We start from the raw sequence: 16,799 nt of genomic DNA on the forward strand, positions 1-16,799 counted from the left end.
CGTTCACCGTAGAAAAAGATGACGGCCGCCCTGGTTGCACAGGACGGCCGTCGAAAGCGACTCCCCGCCGGCAAGCATCGGAGTCGTGGTTCAGCGCGGTGACCGCGCTGGGTGCCTGGACCATCAGGCCCGTCGGTCACCTACCCAACAGCATAGACAACGACTCCCGGGCAAGCCCAGACAGGCTTGCCCAGTGGCCTGAGTCACACAGTTGATCAGCTGATCCACGGCTCCCTGAACAAGGGACCGTATGTGTCACACCTGAACAAGGCCGCATCGGCGGCTGTACCTCGTCCATCCCACCGACCGCCCGGCCCGCCCGCGCCCTCTGCGGCCCAAACGGGCTTGCCCAGTGCCGGCCTGCCCACGCCACGCAGAAATGGGCAAGCCCGTCACCTGGGCCTTCCGAGCAGCGGGCAAGCCTTCGGGCAAGCCCGCATGTGGAGAGTTCACGGCACAACATCCACTAGGAGGTGTGCCGTGCACGTACCTGTGCCCATTGGGTCCGCAGCGATCCGTCCCACCGCCCTCGTCCCGGGAGGAGCGGTATGCGCCACGATCTGATCCCTCGGGTCGTCAGCGCGGCCGCCATCGACTGGATCAAGTTCGACGCCCTGCTCGCCCGCGATGGCAGTGTCGAACCTGTCGACAAGGCGCTCTACGCGGCCATCGCCTCCTTCGCCGACCAGGGCACCCGGGAAACCGACGATGCCCCGGACGCCGACGACATCCCCACCCGCAAGGTGCTCGCCCGCTGCATCGGGAGGTCGGTCGACACCGTGGACCGGTCCACGAAGCGGCTGGAGGACAAGGGGCTGCTGGAGGTCGAGCGTCGCCCGGACCCCAACAACCCTCGCGTGAACATCCCCAGCCTGTACCGGCTGCTCGACCACGAGCGGTGGGACGAGCGCGCCGCCGCCCGAGCCGAGAAGCGGCAGGCCGAGCGGGACGCGAGGGCTGCCCGAAAGACGAAGCAGCAGGCCAGCAGCCCCAAGAGGGGTGGCCGCATGGATGCGGCTACCCCTGATGAGGGGGTGGCCGCACTGGTGCGGCCAGGGGGGCCGCATGGACGCGGCCAGGGTGGCCGCACCAGTGCGGCGGTTCCTTCTTCTCTTAAAGAATCTCTCTCTCAAGAGGGGGGTGCGCTTGATGCGGCACCCGGTGAGGGTGGTGCTGTCGTGACGGAGAGAGAGACCTCGGCTGCGCCGGAAAACCACGGGGTGGTTCCCGCCCAGCGGACGGCAGACCAGGAAGCGGATCAGGTCGTCGCCGCCTACCGGGAGGCGCTCCGCAGGCCCATCACCAGCAAAGCCCTCGGTACGATCCGCTCCGCTGCCATCGACCTGCTGGCCGACGGCTTCCCCGCCTGGTGGCTGTGTGACCGGGTGCAGGAGATGGCCCCGCGTGGGTGGACCGATCTGCACAAGCACGCGGATCGCTCCACCGCGCCGACGGAGCGAAGTGCCTCTGTCGAGTGGTGCGGCGACTGCGGCCAGCATGACCGTAAGCGCTTCAACGACCAGTACGAATACGTGGACTGCTGGACATGCAGCCCGATCGCCCTTGCCGGAGTGGCCCAGTGAAGGAACTCGAACTCCCCGAGCAGCGGGGCGGCCTCGATGGTGCCGCCCCGCCGCACGACCTCGACGCCGAGATGGCGGTCCTCGGCGCGATGCTGATGTCCAGGGAAGCCATTGCCGAGGCCGTCGAAGTCCTAAAGCCGGAGCACTTCTACAAGCCAGCCCACGCCACGATCTTCGAGGCCACGGTCGGGATGTACCTGCGCGGCGAGGCCGCCGACCCCATCACGCTCTCCGCCCTGCTCACGCAGCGAGGCGAGAGCGCCCGGGTCGGCGGCAGCGCCTACCTGTTCACCTTGACCGGCTTCATGTTCGGAGTCGGCTCCGTCAGGTTCTACGCGGAGATCGTCCGCGAGACGTGGTCGGTACGGCAGGTCATCATCGCCACCCGCACCACCCTGAACACCGCTCTTCGCGGCGAAGGCACGGCCAGCGAGCTGATCGCCGCGCAGCAGCGGGCCCTGCTCTCGGCAGTCGACGAGGATGAGGACGACGGCCTGAGCCTGCTCGGGCCAGCGCTGGAGGACTTCCACGACGACTACGAGGCACGGGCGGCCAGCAGCGGCAAGCTCAGCGGGATCAGCACGGGCTTCACCGACCTCGACTCACTGACCGACGGTCTTCAGCCCGGGCAGCTGATCGTCGTTGCCGGCCGCCCGGCGATGGGCAAGTCGACCCTCGCCCAGGACTTCGTGCGGGCCTGTTCCCTGAGGGACCGGCAGCCTTCCGTGTTCTTCTCCCTGGAAATGGGTCGGCGCGAGATCACCCGGCGGGTGATCTCGGCACAGGCCAGGGTTCCGCTGCACCACATCAATCACGCGATCCTGCCGGACGAGCTCCGAGCCAAGGTCGACCGGGTCACGACGGAGCTGATGGACGCCCCGCTGTGGATCGACGACTCGGCCAACTTGAACCTGGTCACCATCACGGCCAAGGCCCGAAAGCTCCGAGAGCGCCAAGGGCTCAAGCTCATGGTCATCGACTACCTGCAGCTGATGCAGTCCGGCGCCGGGCGTCGTCCGGAGAGCCGACAGCAGGAGGTCTCCGACATCTCCAGGGCTCTGAAGATGCTCGCCAAGGAGCTGCAGATCCCGGTGGTGGCCCTGTCCCAGCTCAACCGCGGATCCGAGCACCGGACGGACAAGAAGCCGGTTGTCTCCGACCTGCGCGAGTCCGGCGCGATCGAGCAGGACGCGGACATGGTGATCCTCCTGCACCGCGAGGACGCCTACGAGAAGGAATCGCCGCGCGCCGGCGAAGCCGACCTCATCGTCGCCAAGCACCGCAACGGCCCGACAGCCACGATCACGACCGCGTTCCAGGGCCACTACTCGCGCTTCGTCGACATGGCCAGCACCTGAGGGGGACCACCACATGAACAGCAAGGAATTCTCCACCGGCCTCGCCGAGCTGCGGGCCGTACGCGACGAACTCAAGCCCCTGGAACGCGAGCTGACGCAGCTCCAGGCCAAGATCGGCAAGCTGCACGACAGCCGCGCCGAGAAGATCCGGCAGCTCGGCGAGTACGCGAAGGCCACGTCGGACCGGATCGCAACGGCCGCCGGCCTTTCCGTGATCGACATCGTGGCCCTAGTGCCCTCCCTGGCCCCTCAGAGCGCCTCTGAGGCGCCCGCGGGGCCGCCCGCGACCGAATCCGTCACCGTTGATCAGCTGGCCCCTCAGGCGCCCGCTGAGCCGATCAAGGAAATGGTCGCGCCGCCGTCGGAGGATGAACCGCGGCCCGCCGAGCCGGCCGGTGCTGTCGCCCGCCTCGACGCCGCGTCCACCGACACCGACACCGGCCGGGAGGAACCCGCCGGATCCGACCAGGCCGTAGCCGCACCGGCCCCCGCTGCCACCGGGTCGGGAGAGGCCGAGCGCGTCCTGCCCTCGATTCCCGAGGGCGGCGACGGAGACAGCTGGTTCCGCGCCGAGCCCGGTCTCGCGTCGAAGCGGCCGAACTTCAAGCAGGCCGCACGCGCGATGGCCTTCCTCGACGCTGCGACCGGCGTCCTGGTGTGGCAGGGCGGCACGGTCCGCCTCGACCTCGGCCAGGCCTCGGTGGCGGAGATCCTCACCGCCGTGTATGCGGAGGCCCCGGCCACCGTCGAGCGGATCTACGTCACCGCGGGCGACCCGTGGCACCGGGGCAGCGAGCGGCACGAGTTCCTGAAGGACGCCGTCGCCGCCTGGTTGAACGGTCCGCTCCCGGAGGGCTGGACGGTGGAGTCCTCCCGGGGCAAGGACCGCCAGGCCGGGCACCTGGTCCACCCCCGCAACCCGGTCGGACGCTGGCAGCGCGGCGACCAGCACACCGAAATCCGCTCGGTCGGCGAGTGGTTCGACCCCGAGGGCGCTGACCCGGCAACGGTGCGCGCGGCTTTCGTCGAGTTGTGGAAGGCGCTGCGGCCGCTCTTCGAGGACGTGGTCCTCATGGGCTCGCCGTCGCAGACCGGCCGGGACCTGTGGTCGCGCACCATTCCGACCAAGGCCGGCGCACGGTGGGCAGACGGCTTCCCCGTCATGTCGCAGGAGATCCGCGGGCTGCTCCACGCCACCGCCGGTCAGGGCCGGACCGAGCTGATCACGCCGCCGCGCGTGCCGGAGCGGGTGCCCGGCTGGTACGAGGTTGACAGGACTTTCGCGTACGCCAAGCACACCTGGGCGTCCGGTGTCGGCATCCCGCGGCGGATCACCGCCTCGGCCTTCGCCGCCATGACCGAGAAGGAGCAGAACAACGCGATGTTCGCGCCGTCGCACTGGCAGGTGCGGGTGACGATCCCGAAAGGCTGGAGCCACGTCGGGCTGCTCCCGGCACCGGCGCCCGGGGAGCGGTCCTGGCACTACCCGTACGAGGGCGGCCACACCTTCGTCACCTGGGCGGGTGGCGCCGAGGTCAACCTCGCACTGCGTAACCCGATCGCACCGTGGCGGATCGAGATCCTCGATGGCCTGCTGTGGGAGTCCGGTGACCCGCTCAAGAGCTGGAGCACCAAGCTGCGCGAGGCCTGGCAGTCCCTGCGTGCCACCGCCGAACTGCACGGCGACGAGCAGCAGAAGCAGGCATGCCATCTGGCCTCCCGCGCGGTGCGCAGCATCCTGCTGTACGGCATCGGCACGTTCGCGCAGCGCCCCCGGATCACGACCGGCTCCCTGGAGCTGGGCGCCGGCGGCGCGGTACCCGACCTGCCGGACGGTGCGCGGCTGACCGGCATCACGGACACCCACGTCACCTGGGAGCGCAACCAGGGGTTCGCGCGGGACCAGTACGCCCACCCGGAGTGGGCGGCCGGGGTGTGGTCGGCGGCCCGGGCCGCGCTGCTGTCGGTGAGCACCAGCTCGAAGGACCCCGCGACCGGGAAGCCGTTGAAGGCCGGTGCGCTGCACCTCCCGGCCGGGAGCATCCTGGCGTTCCGGACCGACGCCATCTACACCTCGGCCTCGGCTGCGGCGGATTGGCCGTACGGCGGTGAGCCGGGCGACTACCTGCTCAAGGGCCGCATGCCCTGGGAGCAGACCACGCCGCGCACCGACGAGGAGTTCTACACCCTGCAAGGGCTGGGCCGTCAGGCCTACGAATCGGAGGGCATGTGAGCAGCGCCGACGTGGCCTGGGGCGGGCAGTGGGAGCACCCGGCCTGTGGTGCCTCGGGAGAGGCTATGTGGGAGGACGAGGCGACCGTCGACTCCGGGCACGACTGCGGCCGGGAGGGAGCGGTGGTGTGGAGCGCGGAGTGGCGGTGCCACGGCTGCGGTGACGAGGGCGACGACCAGTTCGAGGACGACAGCCCGGTGTACGCCGACCACGAGTGTGAAGACGAGGACGAGGAGGCGGCAGCGTGACACCGCGCAGGAGGAAGCCGGCGGGCGGCCGGGGCGCGCAGCGCAACGAAGCCGCCCGGCTTACCGACGAGCTGGCGCGGGCCGGGTTCAGTCGGAAGCAGGTCGGTGAGATCCTCGGCCGCAACCCCAGCCTGGTCTCGCAGTTCTTCACGAAGAACAAGGGCGCGTCGATGGTGGAGGCGCTGCGGGCCGTGGTCCAGGAGGTGCAAGCCGGCGGCCCACGGGACCTCGCGAGCCTGAAGGCCCTGGCCGCTGGACATGTTCAGCCGCGGCTGAACCGCGAGGGCTACAAGGCCCGTGTGCGCGGGAAGACGCGGGTGCGGGCGGAGCGGACGGTCAAGGACGCCAAGGGCAAGCCGGTCATCGGCGCCGACGGGAAGCCGGTCAGGGCCTGGTCCTCGTCCCTGGCCAAGGCCGGAAAGCAGCACATCGCCTCCGGTGCCGGTCGGCTGAGGCCTGTGGTCGACGACGCGGCCGCCAACGGCGGGAAGATCGCCTTCACCGTCCGGGCCCGCAAGGGCTCCTTCAAGCACGACGCCGGCCGCCGGGCCGACTCCCCCGGTGTCCGGCGCAACGTCGTCCAGCGCCGTGATGGGACCGAGGAGCGGGCCTACGCGGACAACCGCGGCGGGCCGGGCTCGGGCGAGGAGGGGTTCGACGGCGCCGAGTTCAAGGCCTTGGTCGACGCGGCCGGCGGGGACGTCGCGGCTGCCGTGCAGAAGTGGCTCGTCGACAACGACCGGATCGATCCCGGTACGCCGATTGTCGGTCTGGAGATCCGCGCCTGGAAGCCCTAGCTAGGGTGGCCGCATGGTGAAGTGGCGGGACGGGAGCGGGCAGTTGCGGAGCGGCCCGGTGGAGGTGGAGCTGGAAGTGGCCGCCTCCTACCGGGCCCGGACGCGGGGGCTGCTCGGGCGGGACGGGATCGCGGGGGCCCTGCTGCTTACTCCGGCCGGCAGCGTGCACACCTTCCGCATGCGGTTTGCCATCGACGTCGCCTTCCTGGACCGGCGTCACCGCGTCATCGCGATGACCACCATGCCTCCCAACCGCCTGGGCCTCCCGCGGTTCCGCTCCCGCCACGTCCTGGAGGCCGAGGCCGGCGCCATGGCCGCCTGGGGCCTGCGCGTCGGCAGCGTGGTGGAGCTGCAGCAGGGTCCTGCGCAGGTGGACACCCTCTAGCCAGGTGTGGAGGTGTGGCGGCCAGGGGGCCGTTGCCCGGGGCCATCCACCCACAAGTATGCATTCTCTTGAAATGCATTCACTCAAGATGCATACTCGTGGTGGCGGTGCACTCGCACCGCACAGACCACAGAGACCGGCATGACCGACGGACTCCCAGACTGAACCGCAAACTCCCCCGCGAGCCCTGCCGAAACGGAGCAGCCGATGACCGACCTCCCGCCTCCCTTCGACACCGCCTACAACAACGCCCCCCACGTCCAGGAGGAGACCGAGGAGCTCATCCGCCTGCGACGCGCGGGCCGGATCAGCGACAGGGACTGGCTGCTGCGCCACGCGGCCCTCACCGACCGGCAGACCCCGAGCGCCGACCCCGCCGACGGCAAGGTGCAGACCGCACTCCAGAGGAGCGTCGACAAACTCATCGCCTTCGACACCGCGAACGGCACGACGGCCGGCCCCCTCGCTACCGACGACCCCGCCTGGGCGGCCGATCCTCGCGGCTACGTCCGCCAGGAGTACGCGATCTGGGCCACCGGGAACCTGCGGCCGTGACCGCAGGAAACATCCCGACCATCAGGTGCGACTACACCGGCGAGACCGGGGCCGGCGACGGAGACGCCGAGTGCGACCGCGAATGGTTCACTCCGGTCCCGATGCCCCACCACCGGGCCCTCCGCGCCTGGCTGTGGGCACGCGGATGGCGCAGGCTGCGCGACGGCCGCGACCTCTGCCCCGACCACGCCCACCGCTCCTCCATCCCGACCGCCTCCCGGCCCCAGGGCCCGGAACCCGAGAGCAAGGCGAGCCCATGACCGACACCCCCACCGCTCCCCCGCCGCTGCGGCCCCACCAGAGCGAGGCCCTGGCCCGCGCGGTCGAGGAACTCACCCCCCTCTCCCCCGCCGGGCCCCCGGTCACCGGCCTGCGCACCCAGGTCATCATGGCCACGGGCAGCGGCAAGACGCTCGTCGCCGTACGCGCCGCCGAACAGGTCGGCGGGGACCGCGTCCTGGTCCTGGTCCCCTCCCTGGACCTCCTCGACCAGACGGCCCGCGCCTGGCGGGGCGGCGGCCGCACCGGCGCCTTCGTCGGCGTCTCCTCCCTCGACGACCACGAAACCGGCTTCCCGCACACCACCGACCCGCACGCCCTGGTCCAGCTCACCGCCCACGACCGCCGTGTCACCGTCTTCGCTACGTACGCCTCCCTCGGCAACGGAATCCTGGAGGCTGCGCACGAATCGGGCCTTCCCGCCTGGGGATTGATCGTGGTGGACGAGGCGCACCGCACCAGCGGCCGGGCGGGCAAGCCCTGGGCAGTGGTCCACGACAACGCCCGGATCCCGGCCGCCGCGCGCCTCTACATGACTGCCACCCCCCGCATCTGGGCCGCCGGCGACGGTGACGAGGAGGACGGCGAGCTCGTCGCGTCCATGACCGACGACCCCGACGGGCTCTTCGGCCGCGTCGCCTATCACCTGCCGCTGGAGACCGCGATCGAGCGGGGCATCGTCGCGCCGTACCAGGTCGTGGTCGTGGACGTGCAGGACCACCAGCTCAACGCCGCGATGCTGGCCGCCGATGAAGGCTCCGACGCGGTGCGCGGCCTGCGGCTCGGCGCGCTCCAGGCGGCCACCCTTAAGGCCGCCGAGGAAGAGGGCCTGCGCCGCGTGCTCTCCTTCCACCAGCGGGTCTCCGAGGCGGAGGCCTTCGCCGCCGGCCTGCCCGACAAGGCCCGCGAACTCCACCGCCAGGGCGGCGGAACGGCCTTCTCCGAGGACGCTGCCGTGTGGGCGCAGTGGCTGCACGGCGAGCACAAGCCGGCCCACCGGCGCCGTGTCCTGACCCAGTTCGCGGCCGGCCTGACAAACAGCGGGCAGGACTCGCGGCTCTCGCTCATCGCCAGCGTGAAGGTCCTCGGCGAAGGCGTCGACACCCAGGAATGCGACGGTGTCGTCTTCTGCGACGTCCGCGGCTCAATGCCGGACCTGGTCCAGGCGGTCGGCCGCGCGCTGCGCATGCACCCCGGCGAAGGAAAGATCGCCACCCTCGTCGTTCCGGCTTTCCTCGCCACCGGCGAGAGCTCCGAGACCATGCTCACCTCCCCCGCGTACGCGGGCCTGGCCAAGCTCCTCGCCGCGCTGCGCGCCCACGACACCCGCATCGAGCAGCTGACCGACCCGGGCGCATCGACCCCCGCACGCACCGGCAACCCCGGCCCCGTACCCGCCGGCCAGGACCCTACCCGGGACGACGAACAGGCCACGGTGAGCGCGCCGGCCCGCGAGCTCCTGCGGTTCTCACAGCCGCGCGACGCGAACCAGCTGGCCAGCTTCGTGCAGCTGCGGGTCCTCAACCCTGAGCGGGTCCAGTGGCGCCGGGGTATCCAGGCCGCCCAGCGGTACCTCGCCGAGCACGACAACCTCCGCGTCGCGTACTCCTTTCACACCCCCGACCACTGGTCCCCCGCCGGCTTCCCGCTCGGCGTCTGGATCGCCGACTGCCGCCGCCACCACAAGGCCGGCTCCCTCGACGCCGACCGGATCGTGCAGCTGGAGAAACTCGGCATGCTCTGGAACGCCTTCGACGCCCGCTTCGACGAAGGCCTTGCCGCGGCCGCCGCCTGGGCTGCCGCCTCCGGCGTCGGCCTCGCCGCCCCCGTGGACGCGGAATTCGACGGGTACGCGGTGGGCCGCTGGCTGAAGAACCAGCGCGCAGCGGCCCGCCGGGCGAAGGCCCCGCTCGCCCCCGAGCGCCGCACAGCCCTCGCGGAGATCGACCCGGGCTGGTGCCCCGAGTGGACCATCGACTGGCAGCGGGCCTTCCGCCTCGCCCAGCGCCATGTGGGCGCCGGGGGCACGCTCCCCGACGGTCCCGGACTCCTCGTCGAGGACGGTGAGGACCTCGGCCGCTGGGCCGCCGCGCAGCGCCAGGGGTTCGGGAAGCTGACGGGGGAGCAGCAGGCGATCCTCGCCGCGCTCGGCGTCACGCCGGCCCCCGTGCCCGCCAAGCGGACCCGTGAGGAGATGTGGGCGCACAACCTGAGGGCAGCAGCCCAGTACCGCGCTCGCGTCGGCGACCTTGAGGTACCGCGCGGCCACAGCGAGGAAGTCGACGGCGAGGCCGTGCGGCTCGGGGCGTGGATCAGCCAGCAGCGGGTCAAAGCCGGGCAGCTGTCCGTCCAGCGCGTCGAGGAGTTGTCGGCCCTGGGCATGCGCTGGTCGTAGAAGAGCGCCCGCGAGTCCGACGGACGGGCATACCCCCGTGCTGCTCGTTGCTGGGGGAGCTCCCCAATTGGGGAGCTCCCCCAGCAACGCCCACATGATCCCCGGGCAGCAGACACACTCTTGCCCTCGGCGTCAGCACCCCGGCTCGTTTAGGTGAATGCGAGTAAACGCCGGGCTAACGAGTCGACGGGCCGGTAGCGTGATTCCTCGTCAGCACGACGTCTATCCACGTCTGTTGTAAGGGAAGGCCTATGGACATCCAGCTCACGATCAAGAATGTGACGCCCGAGGCGTACGGCGACCTGAAGGAGTTCCTCGCGAAGCACGCCGAGCGCGTCACCCTCGACACCATGTGGACCCCGGAGCGGGCGGAGCGGTACTACCGGCAGCTCCCCGACCGCGCGAGGAAGATCGTCCGGGAGGCGGCCGTCCGAGACGGCTACGTATCCGCCGACGACCTGCGCGACACCGAGGACAGCAGCCTCCGAGGACACAGCGCTGCGCTCAAGCAAGTCCTCGAACGAGGAGAGCGCAAGGGATGGTGGCCGCCCGAGATGCCGGCCCCCATCCAGCCGCAGGGCAAGGGCTTCGGCAAGGTCGACGGCTACCGGATGCCCGACGACCTGGTGGGCGTCTTCTTCACGGCGATCAAGAAGGTAAGCGACCAGACGGCCGCCGCGACCATCGCGACGGGACAGGAGTGAGCATGGACCAGACCCAGATCGAGAACGCCGGCACGGATGGCGGGCTGCTTCGCGTCACCTTGTGGTTCCCCCCGCGCTGGAAGGACCACTCCGACGTCGATTGGAACGAGAACAACGACATCCCCTGGACTTTCCGCCACGTCCCCCGCGAAGGCGAGCAGCTGTTCTGGCAGGACTCCCACCGCTTCGAGGTGGTAGGAGTCATGCACAAGGCCGGGGACTATGCCGAGCCGACCATCCACCTGCGCGTGGATCCCACCACCGAGGCCGACCGGCAGCACCTCCGCGCGCTGGGCGGCCTGTGCCTGAGGGATCGGCTGATCCTGGCCCGCGCCAGTGGAACCTCCTGGGACTCCCTGGCCGAGGATTACGAACTCCTCCCGTCCAGCCTCCTGCGGTACGTGCGCGTCCAGAAGGAGCTCGCTGACGACCGCGACCTGGTCACCGAGATCGTCGAGGGAGGCGGAGGCGGCGTCGACATCAGCGACCTCGACCGGGCCGCAGTGCTCGCCGCGCTGTGGAACCACCTCCGGCCGAGCTACCGGGGCCGGGATGAGCCCCTGGCCATCGACGAGGCCTCAAGCGTGCTTGCCGAGCGCGCCGGGCGCATCAGCACGCTCCACGGCCGGCACCTCCAAGTGGTACTGAGCGGGGACCGGTTCAACCCCTGGCTGTACGACCAGAACGCCTCGAACGGGGATCTCGAAGAACGCGGCCATGTGACAGCGCAGGCCGTGATCGAGCACCTGCGCGCCACCGGCTCCGTGGTCGGCGCCTCGCCCCTCACCAAGTAGAGGCTGAGTCCCCTCGGCGACGAGCACCGCCGCCGAGGAGGATCCGGACGGGCAGAGGCTCCGCGCCGCCCGACTGCACTACGGATTGCGCACTGGGCAAGCCTCCGGGCTCGCCCCTTCGAGTGCTGGGCAAGCCTTTGGGCAAGCCCGGCTGAGCAGTGTGGGCGGAGACCTCACCAACCGGTGGGAGGCAGCCGCCGCCAGCAGTTCGGATGCGGGTGGGGCGCCAGTACCTGCTCCAGGAAGGCCGGCCATGACCCGCCGTCGGTATCCGACCCGCTCCGCTCCACGACGACCAGGACGGGCACGTCGCCCTGTCCACCGCCGGAAGAGAGGGCAGGGCCTGGACACCGCCGGCCTCCTGGGGGCGGCCGCGCTCGCGTCCGTCCTCGTTCCGCAGGCCAGGCAGTGGCTCGCACTCCACGGCTCCCGCATCGCCGCTGTCGCCCTCGCTGCCCTGACCGCTGGAGCGCTGATCCTGCTCCTCATGAAGGCCGGACGACGCGGGGCCTCTGCCTGGGCTGCGCGGCGCCGCCGGCCGGAGAACTGGGACATCCGCTTCCTGGACGCCCTGCACCACACCGAGTTCGAGGAAGCCGTACGGGACCTGATGCGCCGCGACGGCGCCCACGATTCCGTACGGGTGGGTGGCGCCGGCGACAACGGCGCCGACGTCAAGGGGACCGATCCCGCGGGCCGACGCTGGGTCATCCAATGCAAGCACCGCCGCGACGGAGCAGCTGGGGCCGCCGTCGGCACACCGGACCTTCACGTGCTCAACGGGACCGGCCGACCCGTCCACGGTGGTGACGTCGTCGTGCTCGTCACCAACGGCCGGTTCAGCGCTCCGGCGGAGGCGTTCGCCCGGAGCCAGCGGTTGCACCTGGTAGACCGGGGCCTCCTGAGCGACTGGGCAAGTGGCTCGGCTCCCCTGTGGGAGCTCCTCCCTCATCTGCCGGCGCCACGGCGCAATCGCCCGCCGCAGGGTAACCGAGCCCGCTCCTGACCGCTCAGCCTGTGAAGTCGGCCCGTCTTGTAGGTCAGGCGAGACTTCGCAGATTGCCGAATTTCGGGCAAAGGCCACGCCGGAACGGCTGCTCCGAGCAGCCGATTTCGGCTGCTCCGAGCAGCCGCGACCCCGAAGAGCGGGGCCAGGTCAACGGTGGGACCCTGGCCCCGATCTGGGTTGGCTGGTAGGTGTTCTGACAACTCCTCACAAGACGGCCCGCAGGGCAGACGCACCCCGTGCAGCAACACGGAATCCTGTCCCACAGCCGCAGGCTGATGTAGTGATCTCGCTGTGCCCGATATCGTCGGGACATGCTCATCGCGAACGTGTCCCCCCGTACGGGCGGCAAGACGACGAATTCAGGCTGGTTCGCGCACGCCCTCGTGGAGGCGCAGCGCGACTACAAGCCGGTCGGGTTCGACGCCGACCACTCCCAGCAGTTCCACGCATGGAGTGAGACTGGCGACTTCCCCTTCGAGGTGAAGCCTGCCGCTTCAGCGAAGTTCCACACCGAGCACGTCGTCCCGGCCGAGATGATCGGCATCGTCGACTGCGGCCACACCGAGAACCACCCGGACATCACCAACAGCGTTCTCCGAGTGGCCGATCTCGTGATTCTCCACATGGCTCCGACTAAGGCGGACTTCGATCGGATCATCGATCCCCCGGACAAGACCAAGATCGGCGACATCATCGCGATGAGCGCTGCCCTGCGCTCCGACCGCACTCCCCCGCCCACCTGGGTCCTGCTCAACCGCACGGTATCCGGCGCCAGCTCCACCGGCCTCTACCGCGACATGATGGAGGACGAGGGGTGGAACGTCCTCACGACGGTCATTCCCCGCTCCGAGGCGCTCGCGCAGTCGGTCAGCTACCCCATCAGCGGGGCCAGCAAGGGACCGTTCGGATCGTTGGTCACGGAACTTGAGGACAGGGGTCTCCTGAAGTGAGCAAGTCGCACACGCAGCGGCTCCGGGAAGAGCAAGAACGTCGCCGAAAGGCACGCGAGGCACGCGACGCGGCAGCCGAGACGGCGGGCAAGCCCGAGACCGGGGACGGTGCCACGGTCGCGCTGGCCGCCCCGTCCGATACGCCGGCGCCACCTGTTGCACAGCGTCCGCAGCCGTTCACGCCTGACCTCCTGCCGTCGACCGAGGCAGTCGAAGCGTCAGGGGAGCTCTCTGCGGACGAATTGGACGAGCTGGACCGTTGCGAGCGGGCGTTCGCCAATGCGGACCAGGCCCAGTGGATGCGGGGAGTGGCGCTGCACGCGGTGCGAGACCGCAGGCTTTATCGCCATGGGGGTCGCACTTGGCCGCAGTACTGCGAAGAGATCGGCCTGAGCGAGTCCGACGCCAACCGCATGATCCAGGAGTACCCGCTGGCCCGGGCGATCGCCCAAATTTGGGTGAGCCCGAAGATGGTGCCGGCGTCTCACGTTCGAGCCCTGCTTGAGCTGGTGCCGACCTTCGACCTGGAACCCACCGCGCAGGGCTACGTGAGATTGCGGGTCTGGGCGCAGGAGAACGGCCACCGGGTCACCGCTGCAGACCTCGCTGCGATGACCAAGCAGTCCGCGCTCGCGGCGCCTGCGTACGAGACGCCCCTGCCGGTGGCCGAGTTCCAGGCCCAACGGAGAGCGATCGCTGCCCCCGTTCCACCCCAGCCTGGCCCGCCCCCCGGCGATGCCGTCGGCCCCGCTCCCACCCCCGCCCCCGAAGGTCGCCCAAATTTGGGTGACCCGACGGTTGCCTCTGGCTCTGCGGCCCACCCAAATTTGGGTGACCCGGCTGCCTCGGACCCCGCGCCTTCGGACGCCAGCGCCGATGAACTCGTGGACGCTGAACTCGTGGACGATGGGCCGGCGCGAGAGCTCTCCGCAGCACTTGACCGCTTGCGGCAAGACATCGACAACACCCTGATCGGTGCTCCGCCGGAGACGCTCAAAGCCATCGCTGCCTCAGCCAACGCGATCAGTACAGCAGCCCAGGAAGCTCTGACCGGCGTACCAGAGTCACCCAAATTTGGGTGACCGGTCACCTGCGGCCAGGGGCAGCGCACCATACCCCTGCGGGGGCGGTGGGGCACCAGCCCACCAGGTCCCGGAGTCACCCAAATTTGGGTGGCCGCAACCGATGGGGCGGATCTCAAAGAGGGTCCGCCCTATCGGCATGCCAGGGCACTGATCACTTTTCGTTGACGATCGGGCCTTCGCCGCCTCCGAATCGGCCTAACGGTCGGTGGCCCATGAGAGTGTGAAGCCTGCTCAGGGGATGAAGTTCTGATGGAGGAGGGGCGGCACCAGTGACCGCGGGGAAGACGGCGAAGCCGATGGAACTGACTAGGACGCACCGCATCCTGATCTCGGTCGTGGTCGTCGGCGCCGTGATCATCGCGGGAATCGGCTTCGCCGGCTCCTACGCCGCGGTGCGCGCGCTCGCCGTCAAAAAGGGCTTCGGCGACTTCTCCCTGGTGTTCCCCATCGGCATCGACGCAGGCATTTGCGTCCTCCTGGCGCTCGACCTCCTGCTGACCTGGATCCGCATCCCGTTCCCCCTCCTGCGTCAGACTGCATGGCTGCTCACCGCCGCGACGATCGCTTTCAACGGTGCCGCCGCCTGGCCCGACCCGCTCGGCGTCGGCATGCACGCCGTCATCCCGGTTCTCTTCGTCGTCACCGTCGAGGCGGCACGGCACGCCGTAGGCCGAATCGCGGACATCACGGCCGACCGGCACATGGAGGGCGTTCGCATCACCCGCTGGCTCTTGTCCCCGGTGCCCACGTTCAAGCTGTGGCGCCGGATGAAGTTGTGGGAGCTGAGGTCGTACGAGCAGGCGGTCGGCATGGAGCAGGACCGTCTGATCTACCAGGCCCGGCTCCAGGCCCGGTACGGGCGTGCGTGGCGCCGCAAGGCGCCGGTGGAGGCGTTGATGCCGCTGCGGCTGGCCCGTATCGGCGTACCGCTCGCACAGACCGCTTCCGCGGGACTGACCGCAGCCGGCCTGAGTCCGGTCCTGCTCTCTCGCCCCGAGCCCGAGCCTGCACCCGTACCCGTACCCGAGCCGGAGCCGGAGCTTGTGGCCGCGGCCCAGGTTTCCGAACTGCCGCCGGCCGCCCAGCCCATCCTCGCGGAGACCCCCGCCCTGGCTCCGGTGCCGGAAGCGGAATCGGCGGTCGAGCCCGCAGCCGCGACTCCCGACACCTGGGAGGAAGTACCCGAGCCCGCCCTCGTCGACCTGGCCCAGGCCGCGCAGGCCTTCGTGGCGCAGTACGGCTCGGTCCCGTCCGCGGAGCAGTTCGCGGCGTACCTCGCGCGGGATTACGGCCTGACCGACCAGGACACCGGCGGCCTTCTTCCCGATGTCCTGCTGGAGCCGGTGCTCGCCGAGCTCCGGGCCGCGGAGCTCGAAGCGGCCGCGCAGGCAGCCTCCGTAGCGGGGGTCGAGGAGCCGGTGACCGACGCGCCCGCTGCCCCGGCGTCGGTCCATGAGGAGCAGTTGCCCGCAGGGGAGCCGCACCCCTTCTTCGGGGAACAGGGCGGCCTCCGCAGCCTGTCGGAACTGCCGGTCGAGTCAGCGCGACTGCCCGCCGGAGCGGTCCCCGCGCCGACGGCCTCGGTGACCGATTCCAGCCCGGCCGTTCCTGCGGGCCGTTCCTTCGAGCAGCCCGTCCTCGCGGCGCCAGCGGGCGCGAACGGACAGGACTGGATGGCCGAGGTGACCGCGTCCGGTGAGGCGACCGCCCGGGTTCCGAGGCAGCAGACCGACGACGCGGCGACCGACGACGATTCGCTTCCGAGCGAAATCAAGCAAGTCGTCGCGTGGCTCATCGAAGCCGAAACCACCAACACGCGGCTCTCGGGGGCCGAGGTCGGCCGACGCCTGGGGGTCTCGCCCAAGACCGGTCAGCGCCGCGTGCTCGACGCGCAGAAGCACCTGGACGAGCAGCGCCGGCAGCAGGGCCGCGCGCACCTTCGCTCCGTCGGCAGCAGCTGACCGACCCTCCCTGGGGCCGCGGTGACCGGTCATCGGTCACCGCCGCCGACCGCTGCCGGCAGCACTCGTACGCTGACCGATCGGCGCGTGACCGATGCCGTGACCGATCCGGTGACCGATGGCCGGACCGCCCGTGACCGATGCCGGGCCCGCTGACCGATGACCGATCCGGGCCCCATCGGTCACCGGTCATGACCGATCCGCAGTGACCGGTCACCCGTCTGCCGCGCCCGTCGCGGCTACCTCCTGGGCAAGCCTGCGTGCCCGTATCCGAGGCTTGCCCAACCCCCCACCAGGCTTGCCCAGAGTTGCATGGACCGGTCACGAGGAGGCTTGCCCAACCCCCCACCAGGCTTGCCCAATCGGTCACGGGAGGCTTGCCCAGCCAGAGGGCAAGCCTCCCATCTGCGCTTTTAGGGCTGCGGGCAAGCCTTCGGGCAAGCCGGTCTGAGGAGAGTTCACG

The 16,799-nt window shown here is 70.3% G+C and carries 15 protein-coding genes; all 15 read left to right on the plus strand.

The genetic code is table 11. The features are described from left to right. Positions 1-548: 548 nt before the first annotated feature. The gene (locus AB4039_RS21890) at positions 549-1,583 is read left to right on the plus strand and encodes a hypothetical protein (protein WP_442271579.1); all 1,035 of its coding nucleotides are present in this window, start codon (positions 549-551) and stop codon (positions 1,581-1,583) included. Beyond that, entirely contained in the window at positions 1,580-2,941 is a 1,362-nt protein-coding gene (gene dnaB / locus AB4039_RS21895) for a replicative DNA helicase (protein WP_442271580.1), read from the plus strand. The genes AB4039_RS21890 and dnaB overlap by 4 nt, the downstream gene beginning before the upstream one ends. A gap of 13 nt (positions 2,942-2,954) precedes the next feature. Beyond that, positions 2,955-5,174: a Mucin-19 gene (locus AB4039_RS21900; protein ID WP_442271581.1), complete on the plus strand. Its 2,220-nt coding sequence runs from the start codon at positions 2,955-2,957 to the stop codon at positions 5,172-5,174. Beyond that, complete coding sequence (locus AB4039_RS21905) at positions 5,171-5,422, plus strand: hypothetical protein (RefSeq protein WP_442271582.1); 252 nt, start codon at positions 5,171-5,173, stop codon at positions 5,420-5,422. The genes AB4039_RS21900 and AB4039_RS21905 overlap by 4 nt, the downstream gene beginning before the upstream one ends. Further along, positions 5,419-6,219, plus strand: a complete 801-nt coding sequence (locus tag AB4039_RS21910) for a hypothetical protein (RefSeq protein WP_442271583.1) — start codon at positions 5,419-5,421, stop codon at positions 6,217-6,219. Before AB4039_RS21905 ends, AB4039_RS21910 begins: the two co-directional genes overlap by 4 nt. Positions 6,220-6,232: 13 nt before the next feature. Continuing rightward, on the plus strand, positions 6,233-6,604 hold the full coding sequence (locus tag AB4039_RS21915) for a DUF192 domain-containing protein (protein ID WP_442271584.1): 372 nt from the start codon (positions 6,233-6,235) through the stop codon (positions 6,602-6,604). 207 nt (positions 6,605-6,811) lie between these two features. Then, a complete protein-coding gene (locus AB4039_RS21920) occupies positions 6,812-7,159 on the plus strand; it encodes a hypothetical protein (RefSeq protein WP_442271585.1) in 348 nt (115 codons plus the stop codon). Further along, on the plus strand, positions 7,156-7,419 hold the full coding sequence (locus AB4039_RS21925; RefSeq protein ID WP_442271586.1) for a hypothetical protein: 264 nt from the start codon (positions 7,156-7,158) through the stop codon (positions 7,417-7,419). The genes AB4039_RS21920 and AB4039_RS21925 overlap by 4 nt, the downstream gene beginning before the upstream one ends. Next, complete coding sequence (locus tag AB4039_RS21930; protein ID WP_442271587.1) at positions 7,416-9,833, plus strand: Helicase associated domain protein; 2,418 nt, start codon at positions 7,416-7,418, stop codon at positions 9,831-9,833. Before AB4039_RS21925 ends, AB4039_RS21930 begins: the two co-directional genes overlap by 4 nt. A 251-nt stretch (positions 9,834-10,084) precedes the next feature. Next, the gene (locus AB4039_RS21935; protein ID WP_442271588.1) at positions 10,085-10,537 is read left to right on the plus strand and encodes a hypothetical protein; all 453 of its coding nucleotides are present in this window, start codon (positions 10,085-10,087) and stop codon (positions 10,535-10,537) included. A 2-nt stretch (positions 10,538-10,539) separates the two neighbouring features. Beyond that, a complete protein-coding gene (locus tag AB4039_RS21940) occupies positions 10,540-11,331 on the plus strand; it encodes a hypothetical protein (protein WP_442271589.1) in 792 nt (263 codons plus the stop codon). 253 nt (positions 11,332-11,584) lie between these two features. Next, on the plus strand, positions 11,585-12,337 hold the full coding sequence (locus AB4039_RS21945; protein ID WP_442271590.1) for a restriction endonuclease: 753 nt from the start codon (positions 11,585-11,587) through the stop codon (positions 12,335-12,337). A gap of 314 nt (positions 12,338-12,651) precedes the next feature. After that, positions 12,652-13,290: a ParA family protein gene (locus tag AB4039_RS21950; protein WP_442271591.1), complete on the plus strand. Its 639-nt coding sequence runs from the start codon at positions 12,652-12,654 to the stop codon at positions 13,288-13,290. After that, positions 13,287-14,372, plus strand: a complete 1,086-nt coding sequence (locus AB4039_RS21955) for a hypothetical protein (RefSeq protein WP_442271592.1) — start codon at positions 13,287-13,289, stop codon at positions 14,370-14,372. Before AB4039_RS21950 ends, AB4039_RS21955 begins: the two co-directional genes overlap by 4 nt. A 299-nt stretch (positions 14,373-14,671) precedes the next feature. Beyond that, a complete protein-coding gene (locus tag AB4039_RS21960; protein WP_442271615.1) occupies positions 14,672-16,336 on the plus strand; it encodes a DUF2637 domain-containing protein in 1,665 nt (554 codons plus the stop codon). Positions 16,337-16,799: the final 463 nt, after the last annotated feature.

Origin of the sequence: Streptomyces sp. M-16 (assembly GCF_052114405.1) — a bacterium.
Classification (GTDB): domain Bacteria; phylum Actinomycetota; class Actinomycetes; order Streptomycetales; family Streptomycetaceae; genus Streptomyces.